Here is a 17,129-nt window from a genome sequence, read left to right on the forward strand (position 1 = left end):
TGGGGTTGTTGCCTCGCGGCAGGGCCTAGGTGGTGGGGAGTCCGGCGCGGGTCCACGCGGTCATGCCGCCGGCCATGGTGTCCGCCTTGTAGCCGACGCCGTTGAGGGCTTCAGCTACGGCGGCACTGCGGTTGCCGCTGCGGCAGATGGCGATCACGGGCACGGCCGGGTCCAGTTCGGACAAGCGGGCCTGCAGCTCGCCCATGGGGATGTGCAATGCGCCGGGGATCATCCCTTCGGCGACTTCGAAGTCCTCGCGGACGTCAAGGATCCGGGCGGTGGAGCGGCGCTGGTCGGTTTCGGTGATGGTGATTTCAGCCATGGTGGTTCTCCTTTGAAGTGGTTCGGCTGGGTTGCCGGGTGGTGCTGCTTGCCTAGCGGACGGGCTCGCCGGCTTGGCGCCATGCGGCCATGCCGCCGCGTACCGAGTAGGCGTCGTACCCCTTGGCGGCCAGGAGGCGGGCTGCTGAGGCGGACCGTACTCCGGAGGCGCAGACGGCGATCACGGGGCGGGTCTTCTGGATCCCGGCGGTGCTGGCCTGCAGCCGGTCCAGGGGGACGTGCTTGGCCTGCGGCGCCCGGCCGGTCCGCCATTCCTGGGCTGACCTGACGTCGATCAGGGTGGCCCCCGAGCCCAGGAGTTGCTTGGCCTGCGCCACGGATACCGTTTTGTAGGGCTTGCTGAAGGCTTTTTTGAGGGAATCGATGAGTCCCATGGTGTTCTCCTCTTGGTGGGTCAGGCGGTGACCGTGCCGGCGGTGACCCATGCCGCGACGGCAAAGATGAGTACCGCGAATGAGATGCGGATGTGCTTGTCATGCAGGCGGCGGGCCAGCCGCGCGGCGACGACGGATCCCAGGATTGCCGGGACTGCGAACGCCAGGGTGGTGGCCCAGTCGACGGTGTAGCCGGCGGCGTGGGCGCTGAAGCCGGCAGCGGAGTTGACCACGATGATTGCCAGTGACGTTCCGACGGCCTGCTTCATGCGCAGGCCCAGGAAGATGGTCAGCGCCGGGGTGATGAGGAAGCCGCCGCCCACGCCGAGCAGCCCGGTGAGGAACCCTACGAGCAGGCCAACGCCTACGGCCTTCGGGGCGCAGGAGCGGAACGCCCGGTGCGGCCCCGTGCTGCAGGACCCTTCGGTTTCACGGGGTTTCATCAGCATCCGGATGCCTGCGGCCACCATGATTCCGGCGAACGCCAGCATCAGGAGGTTCGGGTCCAGCAGCTTGCCCACGGCCGCGCCGGCCCAGGCCGCCGGAATCCCGGCGCCGCCGACCAGGGCGATCACGGGCCAGTTCAGGCCCTCCCGGATCCTGGGGAGCAGGGCCGTGAGCGAGGATACGCCCACCACCAGCAGCGACGTCGGAATCGCCTGGGCAGGGCTCATGCCCACGCCGTACACCAGGGCCGGAACGGCGATGATGGAGCCGCCGCCGCCCACGACGCCCAGGACGATGCCGACGACAAGCCCCAGGCCCAGGGCCGGAATCATGCCGCGGCGTCCTCTTCTGCTGCCGGAACGGGAAGCTGGAGGATGGCGCTTTCGCGGGTGGGCTCCTTGGCGGCCTTGTTCCACGGCATGGCCGAAAGGGCCTTGCCCATGGCGCAGGTGTTGGTTGCGGCCGAGAACGTCAGGCCGGTTCCGATGGCGCCGGCAAGCATGCGGACCTTGGGGGAGACGAACTTGCCGCCCACCAGGCCCAGCATCACCAGGGAGCCGGCGGCCAGGCGGACCTGGCGCTCCAGGTCCCAGCGGTCCTTGCCCTTGACCACGTCGCCGCCCGCGGCGACGAAGCCCGGAACGCCGCCGGTGAGGACGTAGGCGGTGTCGAGGCCGACGGTGGCCATCCGCTGCCGTGCCTGCTCGGCGCGGACGCCGGACTGGCACACCAGGACCACGCGTGAACCCAGCCGGGCGGCGAGCTCATCGGTGTGCTCCGAGAGCAGCGGCAGCGGCACGTTGTAGGAGCCGCGGATGTGCATGGACCCGAATTCGGCGGCGGAGCGCACGTCGATGACCACGAGGTCCTGGTGCTCCGTGAACCAGGACCGGAGGGTTTCGGGGGCAAGCGCTTTAACGGCGGTTGCTTTTGAAGGGGAAGTCATTGATGCCTCTCGGAGGGGATGGGCTGGATACCCCACCGAGTATCACAGATACCCCCAGGGGTAGTCAAAACACCCGGAGGGGTATACAGTTGACGGGAGCACCCCATCAATGGAGACCCTTCTTATGGAACTGAACCCAACCGAACTCACGCCCGTGATCAACCGCCTCAAGCGCGCCCAGGGACAGCTCGCCGCCGTCACCCGGATGCTTGAAGAAGGCCGGGACTGCAAGGACGTGGTCACCCAGCTGGCCGCCGTGTCCAAAGCCCTCGACCGCGCCGGCTTCGCCATCATTGCCACCGGGCTGGAGCAGTGCATCACGCAGAAGGACCAGACCATGGACCGGAAGGACCTGGAGAAGCTCTTCCTCTCCCTGGCCTAATCAGCCTGCAATATCAGCGGACCGTCGAATATCCCGAGGAGCACCATGACGTACACCCTGGCCACCACCGTGTCCCTGCCTTGGGCGGAAGCGCTGGAGCGCACCCGCGAGGCCCTTGCGGCACAGGGCTTCGGGATCCTGACGGAAATCAACGTCCGGTCCACCTTCGAAGCCAAGCTGGGCGCCGAGGCCGCGGACGCCGTCGGGGATTACGTCATCCTGGGCGCCTGCAATCCGGCCCTTGCCAGCCGTGCCCTCGCAGCCGAGCCGGAAATGGGTGCGCTGCTGCCCTGCAACGTGGTGGTGCGGCGTAAGGCCGATGCCACCGAGACCACCGTCGAGGCCATTGACCCGCAGTCCATGGTCCAGCTCAGTGACGCTGCCGCGGTCAAAGAGGTTGCGGACGACGCCGGCGCGCGCCTTCGGAAGGCCCTCGCCAGCCTGGGGTGAGGCAGGGGAAGTCCGCACCAGACTTCTTGTGGCGACGCGCTTGAACACCTGCGACGCGCATATTCCCCCGCGCTCGGGCTATTCGGGCAGCGCCGGGGAATGTGGGTGTCGAAAGTGGGCGTGGGCAGCGGGAAGCTCTCGGGAGCGGTGGCGGGTCTCCAGCTGGACCACATCGCGCGTGAAGGAATACGTGAGCAGCGCCAGCGCCACCGCCGGGAAGGCGGCAGCCCACGGGATACCCGGGAGAAGCGCCACCAGCAGCGCCAGCGGTTGGAAGGCCCCGATGGCCTTGCGGGAAACACTGGGCGGCAGCGGCTCACGCAGGTGCGGCCTGAAGAACGCGGCGGCCGTGAACACGTAGTACATGCCCCCGATCGCCAGTGTCCACGGGCCCGCCACCGCCGCGGCCGCGATGGACAGCACAAGCACCAGCGCGGCGTCGGTGGCGGCATCGAAGCGTGCTCCCGCCGGGGACGCTGTCCCGGTCCGCCGCGCCACGGCGCCGTCCAGCCCGTCCAGCAGGAAGGCGACACCGCCCAGGACCGGCACCAGGAAACTGCTGCGCCCGGTGAACAGTTCCGGGACGGCCACCACGGCGCAGAGTGCCACCAGGACGGCACGGAGCAGGGTGACGCGGTCTGCCGGAGTTGAAAAGCGCGGGATGCGCCGCAGGACAGAGCCGACGGCGGCCGCGGTCACCAGGGCGCCTGCACACAGGCCGGCCATTTGGAGGACCGGTCCGGAGGCGGACAGGGATGACAGCCACAAGGCCGGGAGCATGTAGGCGGCCAGGGTTGCCACCGCGTCAGGCATCGCGCGCCCGGACATCGCCCATCCGGCTGCGCCCATCTGCCACCTCCCCCGCATGCTGGCAACGGCCCCGGCGATCGTCACGGCCGGCGACGCCCGGCACGGACCCCCGTGCCGTCGTCGGCCCTTCTCCCGCGGCCGCTACGGACCAGGCCCGCCAGGGCCAGCAGCGATCCCGCTCCTTCGGCGACGGCGCTGAGGGTTTTCGAGAAGAACCATACGGGATCGTACATTGCCGGAATCGGACCTATGGCCGGGATGTCCACGTATCTGTAGAGCATGACGGCGGCGAAGGCGCTCAGTGCCACCGCCAGGGCGAGCGCATAGGCGGCGCGGCTGCCGCGGACCAGGACATAGAGGCCGGCCACCAGGGCAACCGCGGCTTCGAGCAGGAACAGGGCGCCCTGGCTGATGGTGCCCGGCTGCGCGGCCTGGTAGCCCGGGGCCAGGAAGAGATGGACGCCGGCATCGATGAACAGCGCCAGAGCGGTCAATAAACGTAGAGCCACGTCTATGTATACGCCCGAAGTTCCCTCCCGGTTCACCCCGGACCCTTATATCTGCGGGTTTTATGGGGAATATTTAGGGGCATCCGTGGTTTTGCGCCTGTAGCGGGCAGCGAAGCCTGCGGCCCTACGAGTAAGGAGAATGACAATGACCCTTCCCCAGGAACTCACGCCGGGAACATGGCTCCTGGACATGTCCCACAGCGAGATCGGCTTCAGCGTCCGACATGCCGGAATCAGCAAGGTCCGTGGCCGCTTTACCCAGGCCAGCGCCGAAGCCAGGGTGGGGCGGTCCCTGGAGGAGTCCTCGGTGCATGCCACGGTGTCCACGGCAAGTTTTGACTCCGGTGACGCCAACCGGGACGCGCACGTGAAGGGCGCGGACTTCTTCGACGTCGAAAAGTATCCCGAAATGACGTTCCGCGGCACCCACATCGAAGGGGACGGGGAGGAATACACCCTGACGGGGGACCTGACCATCAAGGGCGTGACCCGGCCGGTGGAGCTTGAGGTTGAGTTCACCGGCGTCGCCGTGGATCCCTTTGGCGCCACGCGGGCAGGATTCTCCGCGGAAGCCGAAATCAGCCGCAAGGAGTTCGGGCTCACCTGGAACGCCGCGCTGGAAGCCGGCGGCGTGCTGGTCAGCGACAAGGTCAAGATCAACCTCGAGGCGGCTCTGGTCAAGCAGGGCTGACAGGCCGGACCGCGGCAAGGCAACGTCAGGCAACCGCCGTGGACCTCCGCCTGGTCCCCCGTGTGCTGTTCCTCCGGGCTGCGTGGCGGAAACGGGACCGCTGGGACGCCGCCCGGATCGCCGCACACCAGGACCATGCCCTGACGGAACTGCGCCGGGCGGCCTACGCCGGCTCGGAGTTCTACCGCCGCCACCATGCCGGCCTGCACGACGCTCCGCTGGTCCGGCTGCCGCCGGTGACCAAAGCAGACCTGATGGAGCACTTTGACGAGGCCATCACCACCCCGGACCTGACGCTGGCGGAAGTGGAAGGCCATCTGCGGTCGCTCGTCGAGAGCGGTGGAGACCCCGGACTGCCATGGAAGGGCCGCTGGTGGGCGGCGGCGACAGCCGGGACCACCGGCCGGCGCGGAACGTTCGTCTGGAACCGCGCGGAGTGGGCTACCGTCCTGGCATCGTACGCCCGCGCGAACGACTGGGCAGGGTTTACCCTGGGGCTGACCCGGCCGCTGAAGGTGGCCCTGGTCAGCTCGCGGGTCCCCACCCACCAGTCAGCCGTCGTCGGCGCATCGGTGCGCTCCGGAGTGGTCCCCACCCTTCGCCTGGACGTCACCGCACCCATGGAGGAGAACGTCGCCGCCCTCAACCGGTTCCAGCCCCGGGTCCTCGTCGGTTACGCCTCAGCACTCAAACCCCTGGCCGCGGAACAGCTGGCAGGGCGGCTGCACATCGCGCCGCAGGGGGTGATGTCAGCGTCCGAGGTGCTCAGCGCCCAGGCCGCAGCGGAACTGGAATCCGCGTGGGGCAGCGCCCCTTTCGACGTCTACGCCGCCACCGAAACGGCGGGGATCGCATCCCCCTGCACCTACCGGAACCGCCACGTTTACGAGGACCTCCTCATCATCGAACCCGTGGACCAGGCCGGCAACCCCGTCCCGGCGGGGACAACCGGGTCCAAGCTCCTGGTCACCGTCCTGTTCTCCCGGACCGTGCCGCTGATCAGGTACGAGATGTCGGACACCGTAAGGCTCGGCGGCAGGGGCTGCCCCTGCGGACGCAGTTTCACCGTCATGGAGGATATCGAGGGGCGCATCGAGGACGTCCTGCAGCTGCCGGGCAGGACCGGCACCGTCAGCGTGCACCCGAATGTCTTCCACCAGGTCCTGGACCAGGCGGCCGTCGCAGGCTGGCAGGTCATCCAGGAACCGTCCGGGCTGCGGGTGCTGCTGGCCGGACTCGCACCCGGGCAATCCGAGGAAGGCGTCCGGGCTGCGGTGACCGCCGCCCTTATGGCTGCCGGCGCGGCGCACATGCCCGTGGACATCCGGCTGGTGGAGCGGCTTGAACGGACCGCCCTGGGGAAAGCACCATTCGTGCGCGCCTGGAAAAACCGGCCCTAAGGTGCCCCCGGACGGAGGCAACCGGCCCGTTGACGCCCGGCCTACACCGGTTCCGGCCGCACCTTCACGTTGCCCAGCGAGCGGATCAGAGCGACGGCGGTGATGGACCCGGCCGCCATGATCGAGGCCAGCACCACCACCTGGAACCGGCCGGCCTCCAGGGGCGAGGCGCCGCCGAAGATCGCGCCCACGAATGCCCCGGGAAGGGTGACCAGCCCGGTGGTCTTGGTTTGGTCAGTGGACGGGATCAGGGCCGAGTGCACTGCCTGCCGCGCCTGGAGCAGGGTGGCCTGCCGGGGCGTCGCCCCCAGCGCCAGCCAGCCCTCCACCTGGTCCCACTGCTCCAGGACGGCCTCGAAGAAACGGCGTCCGGCCAGGGTGGCGATGGTCATCGAGTTGCCGATCACGATCCCGCCCACGGCCAGCAGGTACCGCGGCGCGAATTCGATGGCGCCCGTTCCAAACACGACGGCCACCGTCACCAGGATGCCGGCAGCCATGGTCACCGCCACCAGGGCGAAGCGACGCCAGGACCAGGTGAGCCTTCGTGTTGCCGTCACGGACGCCACGGTGAACATGACCAGCAGGGCCACCCCCACCCACAGCGGGTTGCTGATGATGCCGCCCAGCACCAGGCTGATGGCCGCGAGCTGGGCTGCCCCGCGGAGGATGGCCAGGGCAGGGGAGAGGTACGACGGCGTCCGCGCGCCCCAGAGGATCCCCACCGTGAGTGCCGCCAGGATGGCAAGGGCCACCAGGGTGGGCAGCAGGGTGGAAAGGGCGGGCATGCCGCCAGCTTACTGAGCGAGCGGTCCCGTCCCTGCAACGCCCGCTCACACCCGGCAGGTTTTGCTCGAGCGCCCGCCCACGTCTGACCCGCGGAGGCAGCGGGTTGGTCAGTATGGCCGGAGGGGATAAGACTGTGGGTATGGCACGGGGAACGCTTCGGATCTTCCTGGGTGCGGCCGCGGGGGCCGGCACCACGTACTCCATGCTGCGTGAGGCGCACCAGATCCTGGCCGGCGGCAGGGACGTCGTGGTCGGCATCGCCGCCGCGCACGGGAGGCCTGACACCGGGCAGCTCCTTGACGGGCTCGACGTCGTGGCGCCGCGCCTTCTGCCCGACGGCAACGGGGCGGAGGTACCCGAGCTTGACCTGGACGCTGTGCTGGCAAGGAAACCGGAAGTGGCCGTCGTCGACGAGTATGCGCACGTCAATGCTCCGGGCAGCAGGAATACCCGCCGCTGGCAGGACATCGAGGAGCTTCTGGCGGCGGGGACGGACGTGCTGACCGCGCTTGCCGTCCAGCATGTGGCATCGCTGAAAGACGTCGTCGCCGCAATCACCGACGAACCAGACGGGGAACCGGTCCCGGACGCCGTGGTGCGGCGGGCAGACCACATCGAGCTGGTGGACATATCGCCCGAACTCCTGCGCCAGAGGGTTGCTGACGGGAACGTTGTGCCCAGGGACAGGATCGACGCTGCCCTGGCCAACGAATTCCGGCTTGGCAATCTCATTGCCCTGCGTGAAATCGCCTTGATCTGGCTGGCGGACCGGGTGGACGAAGGGCTGGCGGGCTACCGGAAAAGCCAGGGGATCACCGCCACCTGGCCGGCACGCGAGCGGGTTGTCGTCGGACTCAGTGGAGGCCCCGAAGGGGAGCTGCTCATCAGGAGGGCGGCCCGGATCCTGTCCCGGGTCAACGGCGGGGACCTGCTGGCGGTTCACGTCCGGCGCGCCGAAAGCACGGCCGCGACGCGAGGGCAGCTGCTGGACGCGCAGCGGCGCCTCGTCGCCGACCTCGGCGGCACCTGCCATACGGTGTCCGGTGAGGACGCAGCGGGGTCCCTCCTGGAATTCGCCCGCAGCGTCAACGCCACCCAGATCGTCATCGGCGCCTCACCGGGGACGCTCCGGAGCAGGATCCTCGGTATCGGTGCAGGCGCCAAAGTGGTCCGGGGCTCGGGCGATATCGACGTGCACATCGTCTCCCTTCCCCAGGGCGGCCCTGGATTGCCGGGGCCATCTCCCGCGGCGCTCAGCGGCAGGCGTACGCTGATCGGCTTCGTCCTGGCTGTGGTCCTCCCGGTCCTGGTGACCGCGGCGCTGTCCCGCAATCCGGAGCTCAACCTCGCCACCCACGCACTGGTCCATCTGACCGGGGTGATGGCCGTGGCGTTCATCGGCGGCCTGTGGCCTGCGGTGCTCGCCGCCGTCCTGGACTCGCTGCTGCTGAACTACTTCCAGACGGACCCGGTGGGAACGCTCAATATCAGCGACCCGCAAAACGTCTTCGCGCTGCTGGTCTTCCTCAGTGCCGCGGTGGCCGTGTCACTGGTGGTGGGCCTGTCCGCAAGGCGCGCCCGGGAAGCCGCACGGGCCCGCGCGGAAGCCGCCACCCTCGCGGACCTCGCCCACGATGCCCTCCTGGCCGATGACACCGTTGCAGCGTTCATGGGCAAGGTCCGGGAAACCTTCCAGGTCCGTTCGGCCGGGCTCTTCACCACATCCGGGGACAAGGACGCAGCATGGGAGCTCCAGGCGTTCTCCGGGGAGGCGCCTCCTCCCTCCCCGGACACGGCAGGGTTGACGGACAGCGTGGAACTCGCCGACGAACGGACCGCCCTGGTCCTCTCCGGACGCACCCTCACCGCCGGGGACCGGCTCCTCCTGTCCGCCCACGGCGCCCACCTCCTGTTGCTGCGCCAGCGCCATGCCCTTCAACGGACACTGCAAAGCACCGCCAAAATGGCCGAGGGCAACAACGTCCGCACGGCCATCCTGCGGGCGGTCAGCCATGACCTGCGCACGCCGCTGGCGGGGATAAAACTGGCCGTAACGGCGCTGCGGCGCCAGAGCCGCAGGCTTCCCGATGAGGTGCAGGCCGAGATGCTCGAGACCGTCGAGTCCTATACCGAGCGCCTGGACGCCCTGATCGCCAACCTCCTGGACATGTCCCGGATCTCCAGCGGTTCGGCTGCGCCACTGACAGCGCCCGTCACGTGGCGTGATGCAATCGAGGACGCGCTGCGCGGCCTCCCGGCGGACCGGATCCGGGTGGAGCTTCCCCCGGACATCCCTGCGATCTATGCCGACCTGGGGATGTTGGAGCGGGTCATCGCCAACATCGTGGAAAACGCGCTTAAATACGCGCCGGCGTCCGACGTGGCCATCGTCGGCGTTTCGACGGGAACCAGGGGAGTGGTCGACGGCGGCGCCCCCTTTGGCGAGTTGCACATCGTCGATCACGGGCAGGGCGTGCCCGCTGCCGCCGTCGAGGGCATCTTCCAGCCCTTCCAGCGCCTCGACGACGCCCCCGCGGGACTCGGGATGGGGCTTGGCCTCGCCGTCGCGAAAGGCTTCACCGAGGCCATGGGCGGTCACCTGCTGGCCGAGCCGACCCCGGGCGGGGGACTGACCATGGTCATCCGCCTGCCCCAGGTTGCCGCACCGGACGTTTCCACCCCTCGCCGGAAAGCAGGCACCAGCACCTCATGAGGACAGTATTGATCGTTGACGACGAGCCGCAGTTCCTGCGTGCCCTCCAGGTCAACCTGGAGGCTGAGGGCTACCGGGTGCTGACCGCCCTGGACGGGGTGGCCGCCCTGAAGCACGCGGAAGGCGGCCATCCGGATGCCATGGTGCTGGACCTCGGACTGCCGGACATCAACGGCGTGGACGTGATCACCAGGATCCGCCGCACCAGCAGCATGCCCATCATCGTGCTTTCCGCCCGGCACGGGTCCGTGGACAAGGTCCGGGCCCTGGACGCCGGGGCGGACGACTACGTCACCAAGCCGTTTGGCCTGGACGAACTCCTGGCCCGGCTGCGCGTTGCCGGCCGCCGGAGCGGCACGCTGGACGTGGCGGACGGCGGGGCCGCCATCGATGTGGGTGACTTCCAGGTGGACCTGGCCAACCGGAAGGTGACCCGGGCGGGGGACCCGGTCCGGCTCACCCCCCGCGAGTGGGCCATCCTGGAAATGCTGGTGCGGAATCCCGGCCGGCTGATAACGCAACAGCAGATGCTCGCCAGGGTCTGGGGTCCCGGCTATGACAACGAGACCCACTACCTGCGCGTCTACATGGGCCAACTGCGGCGCAAACTGGAGGCGGATCCCGCCCGCCCCCGCCACCTGCTGACCGAGGCCGGCATGGGCTACCGCTTCGAGCCGTGACCCGCCGCCGGACCGCTCCGGCCGCCGTCGAACATCACGCGTAAAGGAAACATCAAGAATTCCCTTTCTGGCGCTTCCGCCAATTTCGCCGGTGCTAGCTTCGCAATGATCGCGGTGCAACGGGCAGCGCGGAAAGGCAGACATGACCACGTTGAGCAGGCCCCCGGCGGATCCTTCCGCCACCCACCCGCACGGAAGGGAGGCGCTGAAGGACTGGCTGCTGTTCGGGCTGCAGGACAGCAAGGGCACCCACCAGGGCCCCGGCGGTGTTCCCACCCAGCACGAAAAAAAGCACTCGTGGTGGCAGGTCATGTGCCTTACCGGCGTGGACTACTTCTCCACCCTGGGCTACCAGCCGGCCATCGCCGCGCTGGCAGCCGGCGTCATCTCTCCGCTGGCCACCCTGGTCCTTGTGGCCGTGACACTGTTGGGTGCCCTGCCGGTGTACCGCCGGGTTGCCGGTGAAAGCCCCCGCGGTGAGGGCTCCATTGCCATGCTGGAGCGGCTGCTGCCCCGCTGGGGAGGAAAGCTCCTGGTGCTGGTCCTGCTCGGGTTCGCCGCCACCGACTTCATGATCACCATGACGCTCTCGGCCGCCGATGCCACCGCGCACCTGATCGGCAATCCTGTTGCCCCCGGTTGGCTCCAAAACCAGAACGTCCCCGTAACGCTTTTCCTGCTGGCCCTGCTGGCTGCCGTGTTCCTGCGCGGGTTCAAGGAAGCGATCGGCGTCGCCGTCTTCCTGGTTGTCCTGTACCTGGGCCTTAATGCGGTGGTGGTGGTTGCCACCCTGATGCAGGTGGTCTCCCACCCGGTGGCGATGGGCGACTGGTGGACGAATCTGTGGGTGTCCCACGGCAACCCCCTGATGACGGTGGCCATCGCACTGCTGGTGTTCCCCAAACTGGCGCTGGGCCTGTCCGGCTTCGAGACCGGCGTTGCCGTGATGCCGCAGGTCCGCGGAGCGGCGGATGACACGGAGGAGAACCCGGCCGGCCGAATCCGCGGAGCCCGGCGCATGCTCACCACGGCTGCGGCGATCATGAGCGTGTTCCTGCTGACCACCAGCTTCATTACCGTTGTCCTGATTCCGGAACAGGAATTCCAGCCCGGCGGCCAGGCGAACGGGCGCGCCCTGGCCTACCTGGCGCACGAATACCTGGGCGTGGGCTTCGGCAGCGTCTACGACATCAGCACCATCGGCATCCTCTGGTTTGCCGGTGCCTCGGCCATGGCCGGCCTGCTGAACTTGGTTCCCCGGTACCTGCCCCGCTACGGCATGGCCCCGGAGTGGGCCAAGGCTGTCAGGCCCTTGGTGCTTGTGTTCACCCTGGTCGGGTTCCTCATCACCTTCATCTTCAACGCCGACGTCGACGCCCAGGGTGGTGCCTACGCCACCGGCGTCCTGGTGCTGATGACCTCCGCCGCGGTGGCCGTCACGTTGTCGGCGCGCCGGCGCGGGCAACGCAACCTCACCTTCGGCTTCGGTGCCATCTCCGTGGTGTTCGCGTACACCACGGTGGCCAACATCTTCGAGCGGCCCGAAGGCATCCGGATCGCGGCGATCTTCATCCTGGGCATCATCGTCATCTCCCTGCTGTCCAGGGTCCGCCGGTCCTTTGAGCTGCATGCAACCCGGGTGCACCTGGACCAGCAGGCCCTGGAGTTCATGTCCAGCACCCTGGACGGCCCCATCGCGATCATCGCGCACGAGCCGCTGCGGATGTCTGCGGAGGCATACCGGGACAAGCTTGAGTCTGCCATCGAGGTCAGCCACCTCCCGCTGGCAGGCGATGCCCTGTTCCTGGAAGTGATCGTGGATGACTCCTCCGACTTTGAAACGGAACTGTATGTCCGTGGCGTGAACCGCCACGGTTACCACATCCTGGAAGTCCACGGGCCGGTTGTTCCCAATACCATCGCCTCGGTACTGCTGCATATCAGGGACGTCACGGGGCTCATGCCGCACATCTACTTCCGCTGGACTGAGGGGAATCCGATCACCAACCTGGTGCGGTTCCTGTTCCTGGGCGAGGGCGAAATCGCGCCGGTGACCAGGGAGGTGCTGCGCGAGGCCGTCCCGGACGTCACCCAGCGCCCGTGGGTCCACGTCGGCTGACCGGGGGATACGTCGTCGTCCCGTCCCTGTGCGCAGGGGCAGCCACGTGCGGCACTGTTGCCGCCACCCGCGCGGCGTCCGCCAGGCTGACCGGGACGTCCGCGCGGAAGGCCGCCTCGGCGTCGTCCTCCCGCACGCCCGCCGCCAGCACCATCACATGCACCATGTCGCCGTAGGAATCGTTGCAGGCCAGGATGTCGCCGGGCACTCTGTGCCCCTGCCCGCCCGTCGAGGGCCACGGCTGGAAAATGACCCACCACCCCTCGCCGTCCTGGTCGGGGAAAAGGTAGCCGCCGGCCGGGTGGAGGGCGCGGCCGTTCAGTGCGCGCCCGCCGTAGCCCTCCACGGCCTCGGCTGCCGCGGCAAACCTGACCCTGCCACGGTCATCGGGCGCCTCATCCCACCGCATCTCCGCTCCTTGCCGTCACGTGCATGTGCTGACCTGCCTCCATCAAAGGACGGTGCACGCGCGGCCGGGGCGGCAGGGCCGTTTTATTGACGGAATATTTACAGCCTGTCCCGCCGGGGAGATGCCTGGGCCACCAGCGCCGTGGTCGGCCACCATAATGGAACCCATGCACAGCCCCGTCACCATCCGCCCCATGTGCCCCGAGGACTGGGACGCCGTCCACGCGATTTACGCCGCCGGCATTGCCACGGGGGAGGCGACGTTCGAGAGCGAGCCGCCCACCTGGGAGGCGTTCGACGGCGGCCGGTTGCCCGGGCACCGGCTCATCGCCGAGGACGCGGGCCGGGTTCTGGGCTGGGCCGCCGTGACGTCCGTTTCGTCCCGGGAGGTCTACCGGGGCGTCGTGGAGCACTCCATTTACGTGGCGCCGGAAACGCACGGCCGGGGCGTGGGCAGGCTGCTCCTCGGTGCACTGATCGATTCCACGGAGGCGGCAGGAATCTGGACCATCCAGTCCAGCATCTTCCCGGAGAACACGGCCAGCCTGGCGCTGCACCGGAAGCTCGGCTTCCGGGTGGTGGGAACCAGGGAACGGATCGCGCGGATCAGCCACGGCCCCAAGGCCGGGCACTGGCAGGACACCCTGCTCCTGGAACGCCGCAGCGCGGTGGCCGGGATGGAGTAAGGCCTACCGCGAAGGCAGCGTCAGGATCTCGGCGCCGTCCTCCGTGATGGCGATGGTGTGCTCGGTGTGGGCCGTCCTGCAGCCGGTGGCGCTCCTTAGCGTCCACCCGTCGTCGTCCGTCACCAGCTGGTCCGTGTCCGCCATGATCCAGGGCTCCAGCGCGAGCAGAAGCCCGGGCCGCAGCTTGAAGCCGCGGCCGGGCCGCCCGGTGTTGGGCACGTGCGGGTCCTGGTGCATGGTGGAACCGATGCCGTGGCCGCCGAACTGCGTGTTGACCGGATACCCCGCATCAATGAGGACGCGGCCGATGGCGTACGAGATGTCCCCGATCTTGGCTGCCGGCCCTGCGGCGGCGATCCCGGCTGCCAGGGCGCGTTCGGTCGCCTCGATCATGGCCACGCTCTCCGCCGGCCGTGATTCGCCCACGATGAAGCTGATGGCGGCATCCGCGGCCATCCCGTTCTTGACGACGGCGAGGTCCAGGGTCAGCAGGTCGCCGTCGGCCAGTGCGTAGTTGTGGGGCAGCCCGTGCAGCACGGCATCGTTGACGCCCGTGCAGATGTAGTGGCCGAAGGGACCCCGGCCGAAGGACGGCGCGTAGTCCACGTAGCAGGATTCCGCCCCCGCGTCGGTGATCATCTCCTTGGTCCACTGGTCGATGTCCAGGAGGTTGGTGCCGACGGTTGCGCGGCTTTTCATCGCCTGCAGGATGTTAGCCACCAGGGCGCCGGTCTCCCGGGCGCGGGCCACCTCAGCCGGGGTGAGGATCTCGATCATGGTGCGCCCTTCGTGTGCGGCGGTTAGCTCCAGGTGCCATCCTATTTGCCCGTGCGCAGAAGGGTGCAAGGGGCTCTTTCGTACAGCGGAATGTTGGGGTTGCCAAAGACATAGATGAGTGTAAATATTTACGTGTGTCTATGTCTTTGGAGTTGACCCCGGTCCAGGCGGTGGCGTGCTGCGCGCCGCTGGCCCGGGAGCCTTTGTCCCTGCCGGAAGCTGAAGGGATCGCCCCCTTGCTGAAGGCCCTGGCGGATCCGGTCCGGCTGCGGCTGATGTCCATGGTCGCCTCGCATGAGGGCGGCGAAGCCTGCGTCTGCGACCTCAACGATGCCTTCGAGCTGTCCCAGCCCACCATCAGCCACCACCTGAAGATCCTGCATGAGGTGGGTCTGCTGGAGCGGGAAAAGCGCGGCGTGTGGGTTTACTACCGGGCCCGCACCGAGGCCCTGCAGAACCTGGCCGCCCTGATCGGCGGGCAGGCCGCATGACAGGTCTGGCCCGGCGTGCCACGGCAGAGTTCATCGGCACCGCGTTCCTGGTCATGGCCGTGGTCGGCTCGGGCGTGATGGCCTCCAGGCTGTCACCGGACGACGTCGGCCTGCAGCTTTTGCAGAACAGCCTCGCCACGGGTGCCGCGCTGGTGGCGCTGATCATGGCACTGCAGCCGGTGTCGGCGTCGTTCAATCCGGTGGTGACCCTGGTGGAACGGGCGCTGGGGATGATCGACACCACCACGGCGGCCGGCCTGGTTGCGGGGCAGATCCTGGGCGGCCTGGCCGGCACGGTGGCCGCCAACCTGATGTTCGGGCTGGACGCCGTCAGCTGGTCCACGCACCAGCGCACCGGCGTCCCGCTCTGGCTGGGGGAAGTCATTGCCACGGTGGGCCTGCTGCTGGTCATCTTCGGCACCGTCCGGTCGGGCCGTGCTGACCGCGTGGCGTTCGCCGTCGGCGGCTACATCACGGCCGCCTATTGGTTCACCAGCTCCACCAGCTTCGCCAACCCCGCGGTGACCATGGCGCGCACCGTCACGGACACCTTTGCCGGCATCGCGCCGCCGTCGGCCCCTGCCTTCATCCTGGCGCAGCTGCTGGGCGGCGCCGCCGGATTCCTCCTGGTCCGCTTCCTCTACCCCTCCTTTGCTGCTGTTTCCGCCGCCCCGGCGGCCGACCGAAAGGTGCTCTCATGAGCCACAAGGCAAGCTCCGCATCCCTCCCCGTGGCCGTCATCGGCGCCGGGCCCGTCGGCCTGGCCGCGGCCGCGCACCTGCTGGAACGCGGACTGGAACCCATCGTGCTCGAGGCCGGGCCCACGGTGGGTGCCGCCATCCGTGAGTGGGGCCATGTGCGCGTCTTCTCCACGTGGAAGTACAACCTGGATGCCGCCGCCGTGCGCCTGCTGGAACGGGCCGGCTGGGCAGCGCCCCGCCCCACCGCGCTGCCGTACGGCTCCCAGATCGTCTCCGACTACCTGGAACCGCTGGCCGCCACACCGGAACTCAAGGACCGGATCCGGACCGGGGCGAAGGTAGTTGCTGTCAGCCGGCAGGGCATGGACAAGGGCCGCAGCCAGGGCCGCGACGACGCCCCGTTCCTCCTGCGCATCCAGGACGGCAGCGGGGAAACGTCGGAGCTCCTGGCCCGCGCCGTTATTGACACCTCCGGAACCTGGACCACGCCGGCACCCCTGGGAGCTTCCGGCCTGCCCGCCCCGGGTGAGGCGGAAGCCCGGGCCGCCGGGCTGGTCACCGGGCCCCTGCCGGACGTGACCGGCGGCGGATTCGCCGGCCGCCGCACCCTTGTCATCGGCTCCGGACACTCCGCCGCCAACATGGTCCTGGACCTGGCCCGCGTGGCCCGCGCCAACCCGGGAACGGAAGTCCTCTGGGCCATCCGGGCCGCCACGCCTGCCCGTGCCTACGGCGGCGGGGACGCCGACCAGCTGCCCGCCCGCGGCCAGCTGGGCGCCCGGCTGCACACCGCCGTCGACACCGGTGCCGTCCAGCTCCTCACAAACTTCCACACCGGCCGCCTCGAAACCCGTGACGGCAAGGTCACCGTGCACGCAACGGATGGCCGCAGCCTCACCGTGGACAGGGTCATCCCGGCCACAGGGTTCCGGCCGGACCTGTCCATCCTGTCCGAGCTGCGGCTGGACCTGGACCCGGCCGTCGATGCCCCCAAGGCCCTGGGCCCGCTGATCGATCCTGACTTCCACAGCTGCGGCACGGTTCCGGCCCATGGCGCCAGGATCCTGGAACAGCCGGAAAAGGACTTCTACCTGGCCGGCATGAAGTCCTACGGCCGGGCGCCCACCTTCCTCATGGCCACGGGCTACGAACAGGTCCGCTCCATCGCCGCAGCCCTGGCAGGTGATACCGAAGCCGCGGACACCGTGGAACTCGAACTGCCGGAGACCGGGGTGTGCTCCACCAGCCTCCCTACCGAGGCCGGTGACGCCGCCGACACCGCCGGGGACTCCTGCTGCGGAACGTCCGCGCCGGTGCCCGTGACCATCGGCTTCGCCACGGGCCTGCAGCACGGACGCACCGCCGAACCTGCCAGCCTATGATGTGAACACCGGCTGATGTCCAAGGACGGGAG

General features: G+C 68.8%; 20 protein-coding genes. 11 read left to right on the plus strand and 9 right to left on the minus strand.

The genetic code is table 11. From position 1 onward, the window contains the following. Positions 1–25: 25 nt before the first annotated feature. Genes FB478_RS19355 through FB478_RS19370 form a run of 4 tightly spaced genes read right to left on the minus strand, consistent with a single transcriptional unit; the run spans position 26 to position 2,109 of the window. On the minus strand, positions 26–322 hold the full coding sequence (locus FB478_RS19355) for a rhodanese-like domain-containing protein (protein WP_018768797.1): 297 nt from the start codon (positions 320–322) through the stop codon (positions 26–28). Positions 323–374: 52 nt separating this feature from the next. Further along, positions 375–716 carry a rhodanese-like domain-containing protein gene (locus tag FB478_RS19360; RefSeq protein ID WP_144601353.1) on the minus strand — a complete coding sequence of 114 codons (342 nt, stop codon included), beginning with the start codon at positions 714–716 and terminating at the stop codon, positions 375–377. Positions 717–736: 20 nt separating this feature from the next. Beyond that, positions 737–1,495, minus strand: coding sequence for a sulfite exporter TauE/SafE family protein (locus FB478_RS19365; protein ID WP_018768795.1), 759 nt, complete (start codon positions 1,493–1,495; stop codon positions 737–739). Next, positions 1,492–2,109 carry a rhodanese-like domain-containing protein gene (locus FB478_RS19370; protein ID WP_144601354.1) on the minus strand — a complete coding sequence of 206 codons (618 nt, stop codon included), beginning with the start codon at positions 2,107–2,109 and terminating at the stop codon, positions 1,492–1,494. Before FB478_RS19370 ends, FB478_RS19365 begins: the two co-directional genes overlap by 4 nt. A gap of 124 nt (positions 2,110–2,233) precedes the next feature. On the opposite strand from FB478_RS19370, the gene FB478_RS19375 reads away from it, so the two are divergent. Continuing rightward, positions 2,234–2,491, plus strand: a complete 258-nt coding sequence (locus FB478_RS19375) for a metal-sensitive transcriptional regulator (protein ID WP_018768793.1) — start codon at positions 2,234–2,236, stop codon at positions 2,489–2,491. Positions 2,492–2,536: 45 nt separating this feature from the next. Beyond that, entirely contained in the window at positions 2,537–2,941 is a 405-nt protein-coding gene (locus FB478_RS19380) for a DUF302 domain-containing protein (protein ID WP_144601355.1), read from the plus strand. Positions 2,942–3,019: 78 nt separating this feature from the next. Here FB478_RS19380 and FB478_RS19385 read toward each other — a convergent pair whose 3' ends face one another. Both FB478_RS19385 and FB478_RS19390 read right to left on the minus strand, forming a co-directional pair. After that, on the minus strand, positions 3,020–3,790 hold the full coding sequence (locus FB478_RS19385) for a CDP-alcohol phosphatidyltransferase family protein (protein WP_261377464.1): 771 nt from the start codon (positions 3,788–3,790) through the stop codon (positions 3,020–3,022). A 41-nt stretch (positions 3,791–3,831) separates the two neighbouring features. Continuing rightward, positions 3,832–4,245 (minus strand): hypothetical protein, encoded by a 414-nt coding sequence (locus FB478_RS19390; RefSeq protein WP_056392785.1) that lies wholly within the window; start codon positions 4,243–4,245, stop codon positions 3,832–3,834. Positions 4,246–4,405: 160 nt separating this feature from the next. On the opposite strand from FB478_RS19390, the gene FB478_RS19395 reads away from it, so the two are divergent. Next, positions 4,406–4,951: a YceI family protein gene (locus tag FB478_RS19395; RefSeq protein WP_018768789.1), complete on the plus strand. Its 546-nt coding sequence runs from the start codon at positions 4,406–4,408 to the stop codon at positions 4,949–4,951. A 38-nt stretch (positions 4,952–4,989) separates the two neighbouring features. Then, positions 4,990–6,351, plus strand: a complete 1,362-nt coding sequence (locus FB478_RS19400; protein WP_144601356.1) for a phenylacetate--CoA ligase family protein — start codon at positions 4,990–4,992, stop codon at positions 6,349–6,351. Between the two features lie 41 nt (positions 6,352–6,392). Here the strand turns inward: FB478_RS19400 and FB478_RS19405 are convergent, their stop codons facing one another. After that, positions 6,393–7,139, minus strand: a complete 747-nt coding sequence (locus tag FB478_RS19405) for an ABC transporter permease (RefSeq protein WP_144601357.1) — start codon at positions 7,137–7,139, stop codon at positions 6,393–6,395. Between the two features lie 140 nt (positions 7,140–7,279). Here FB478_RS19405 and FB478_RS19410 point away from each other — a divergent pair, with 140 nt between their 5' ends. The 3 genes from FB478_RS19410 (at position 7,280) to FB478_RS19420 (ending at position 12,652) form a co-directional block, all read left to right on the plus strand. Then, positions 7,280–9,853 (plus strand): DUF4118 domain-containing protein, encoded by a 2,574-nt coding sequence (locus tag FB478_RS19410; RefSeq protein WP_144601358.1) that lies wholly within the window; start codon positions 7,280–7,282, stop codon positions 9,851–9,853. Then, positions 9,850–10,533, plus strand: a complete 684-nt coding sequence (locus tag FB478_RS19415) for a response regulator (RefSeq protein WP_144601359.1) — start codon at positions 9,850–9,852, stop codon at positions 10,531–10,533. Before FB478_RS19410 ends, FB478_RS19415 begins: the two co-directional genes overlap by 4 nt. A 142-nt stretch (positions 10,534–10,675) precedes the next feature. Continuing rightward, the gene (locus tag FB478_RS19420) at positions 10,676–12,652 is read left to right on the plus strand and encodes an amino acid transporter (protein ID WP_018768784.1); all 1,977 of its coding nucleotides are present in this window, start codon (positions 10,676–10,678) and stop codon (positions 12,650–12,652) included. Here FB478_RS19420 and FB478_RS19425 read toward each other — a convergent pair. Further along, the gene (locus FB478_RS19425) at positions 12,621–13,061 is read right to left on the minus strand and encodes a hypothetical protein (protein WP_056392795.1); all 441 of its coding nucleotides are present in this window, start codon (positions 13,059–13,061) and stop codon (positions 12,621–12,623) included. The genes FB478_RS19420 and FB478_RS19425 overlap by 32 nt on opposite strands. A gap of 166 nt (positions 13,062–13,227) precedes the next feature. On the opposite strand from FB478_RS19425, the gene FB478_RS19430 reads away from it, so the two are divergent. Further along, positions 13,228–13,746: a GNAT family N-acetyltransferase gene (locus FB478_RS19430; RefSeq protein WP_056392797.1), complete on the plus strand. Its 519-nt coding sequence runs from the start codon at positions 13,228–13,230 to the stop codon at positions 13,744–13,746. A gap of 3 nt (positions 13,747–13,749) precedes the next feature. Here the strand turns inward: FB478_RS19430 and map are convergent, their stop codons facing one another. Beyond that, the gene (gene map, locus FB478_RS19435; protein ID WP_144601360.1) at positions 13,750–14,523 is read right to left on the minus strand and encodes a type I methionyl aminopeptidase; all 774 of its coding nucleotides are present in this window, start codon (positions 14,521–14,523) and stop codon (positions 13,750–13,752) included. A gap of 140 nt (positions 14,524–14,663) precedes the next feature. On the opposite strand from map, the gene FB478_RS19440 reads away from it, so the two are divergent. Genes FB478_RS19440 through FB478_RS19450 form a run of 3 tightly spaced genes read left to right on the plus strand, consistent with a single transcriptional unit; the run spans position 14,664 to position 17,097 of the window. Continuing rightward, a complete protein-coding gene (locus FB478_RS19440) occupies positions 14,664–15,014 on the plus strand; it encodes a metalloregulator ArsR/SmtB family transcription factor (RefSeq protein ID WP_018768779.1) in 351 nt (116 codons plus the stop codon). After that, positions 15,011–15,715, plus strand: coding sequence for an aquaporin (locus FB478_RS19445; protein ID WP_134164054.1), 705 nt, complete (start codon positions 15,011–15,013; stop codon positions 15,713–15,715). Before FB478_RS19440 ends, FB478_RS19445 begins: the two co-directional genes overlap by 4 nt. After that, entirely contained in the window at positions 15,712–17,097 is a 1,386-nt protein-coding gene (locus tag FB478_RS19450; RefSeq protein ID WP_144601361.1) for an FAD-dependent oxidoreductase, read from the plus strand. Before FB478_RS19445 ends, FB478_RS19450 begins: the two co-directional genes overlap by 4 nt. Positions 17,098–17,129 lie beyond the last annotated feature (32 nt).

Origin of the sequence: Arthrobacter sp. AG367, from assembly GCF_007828995.1 — a bacterium.
Lineage (GTDB): Bacteria > Actinomycetota > Actinomycetes > Actinomycetales > Micrococcaceae > Arthrobacter.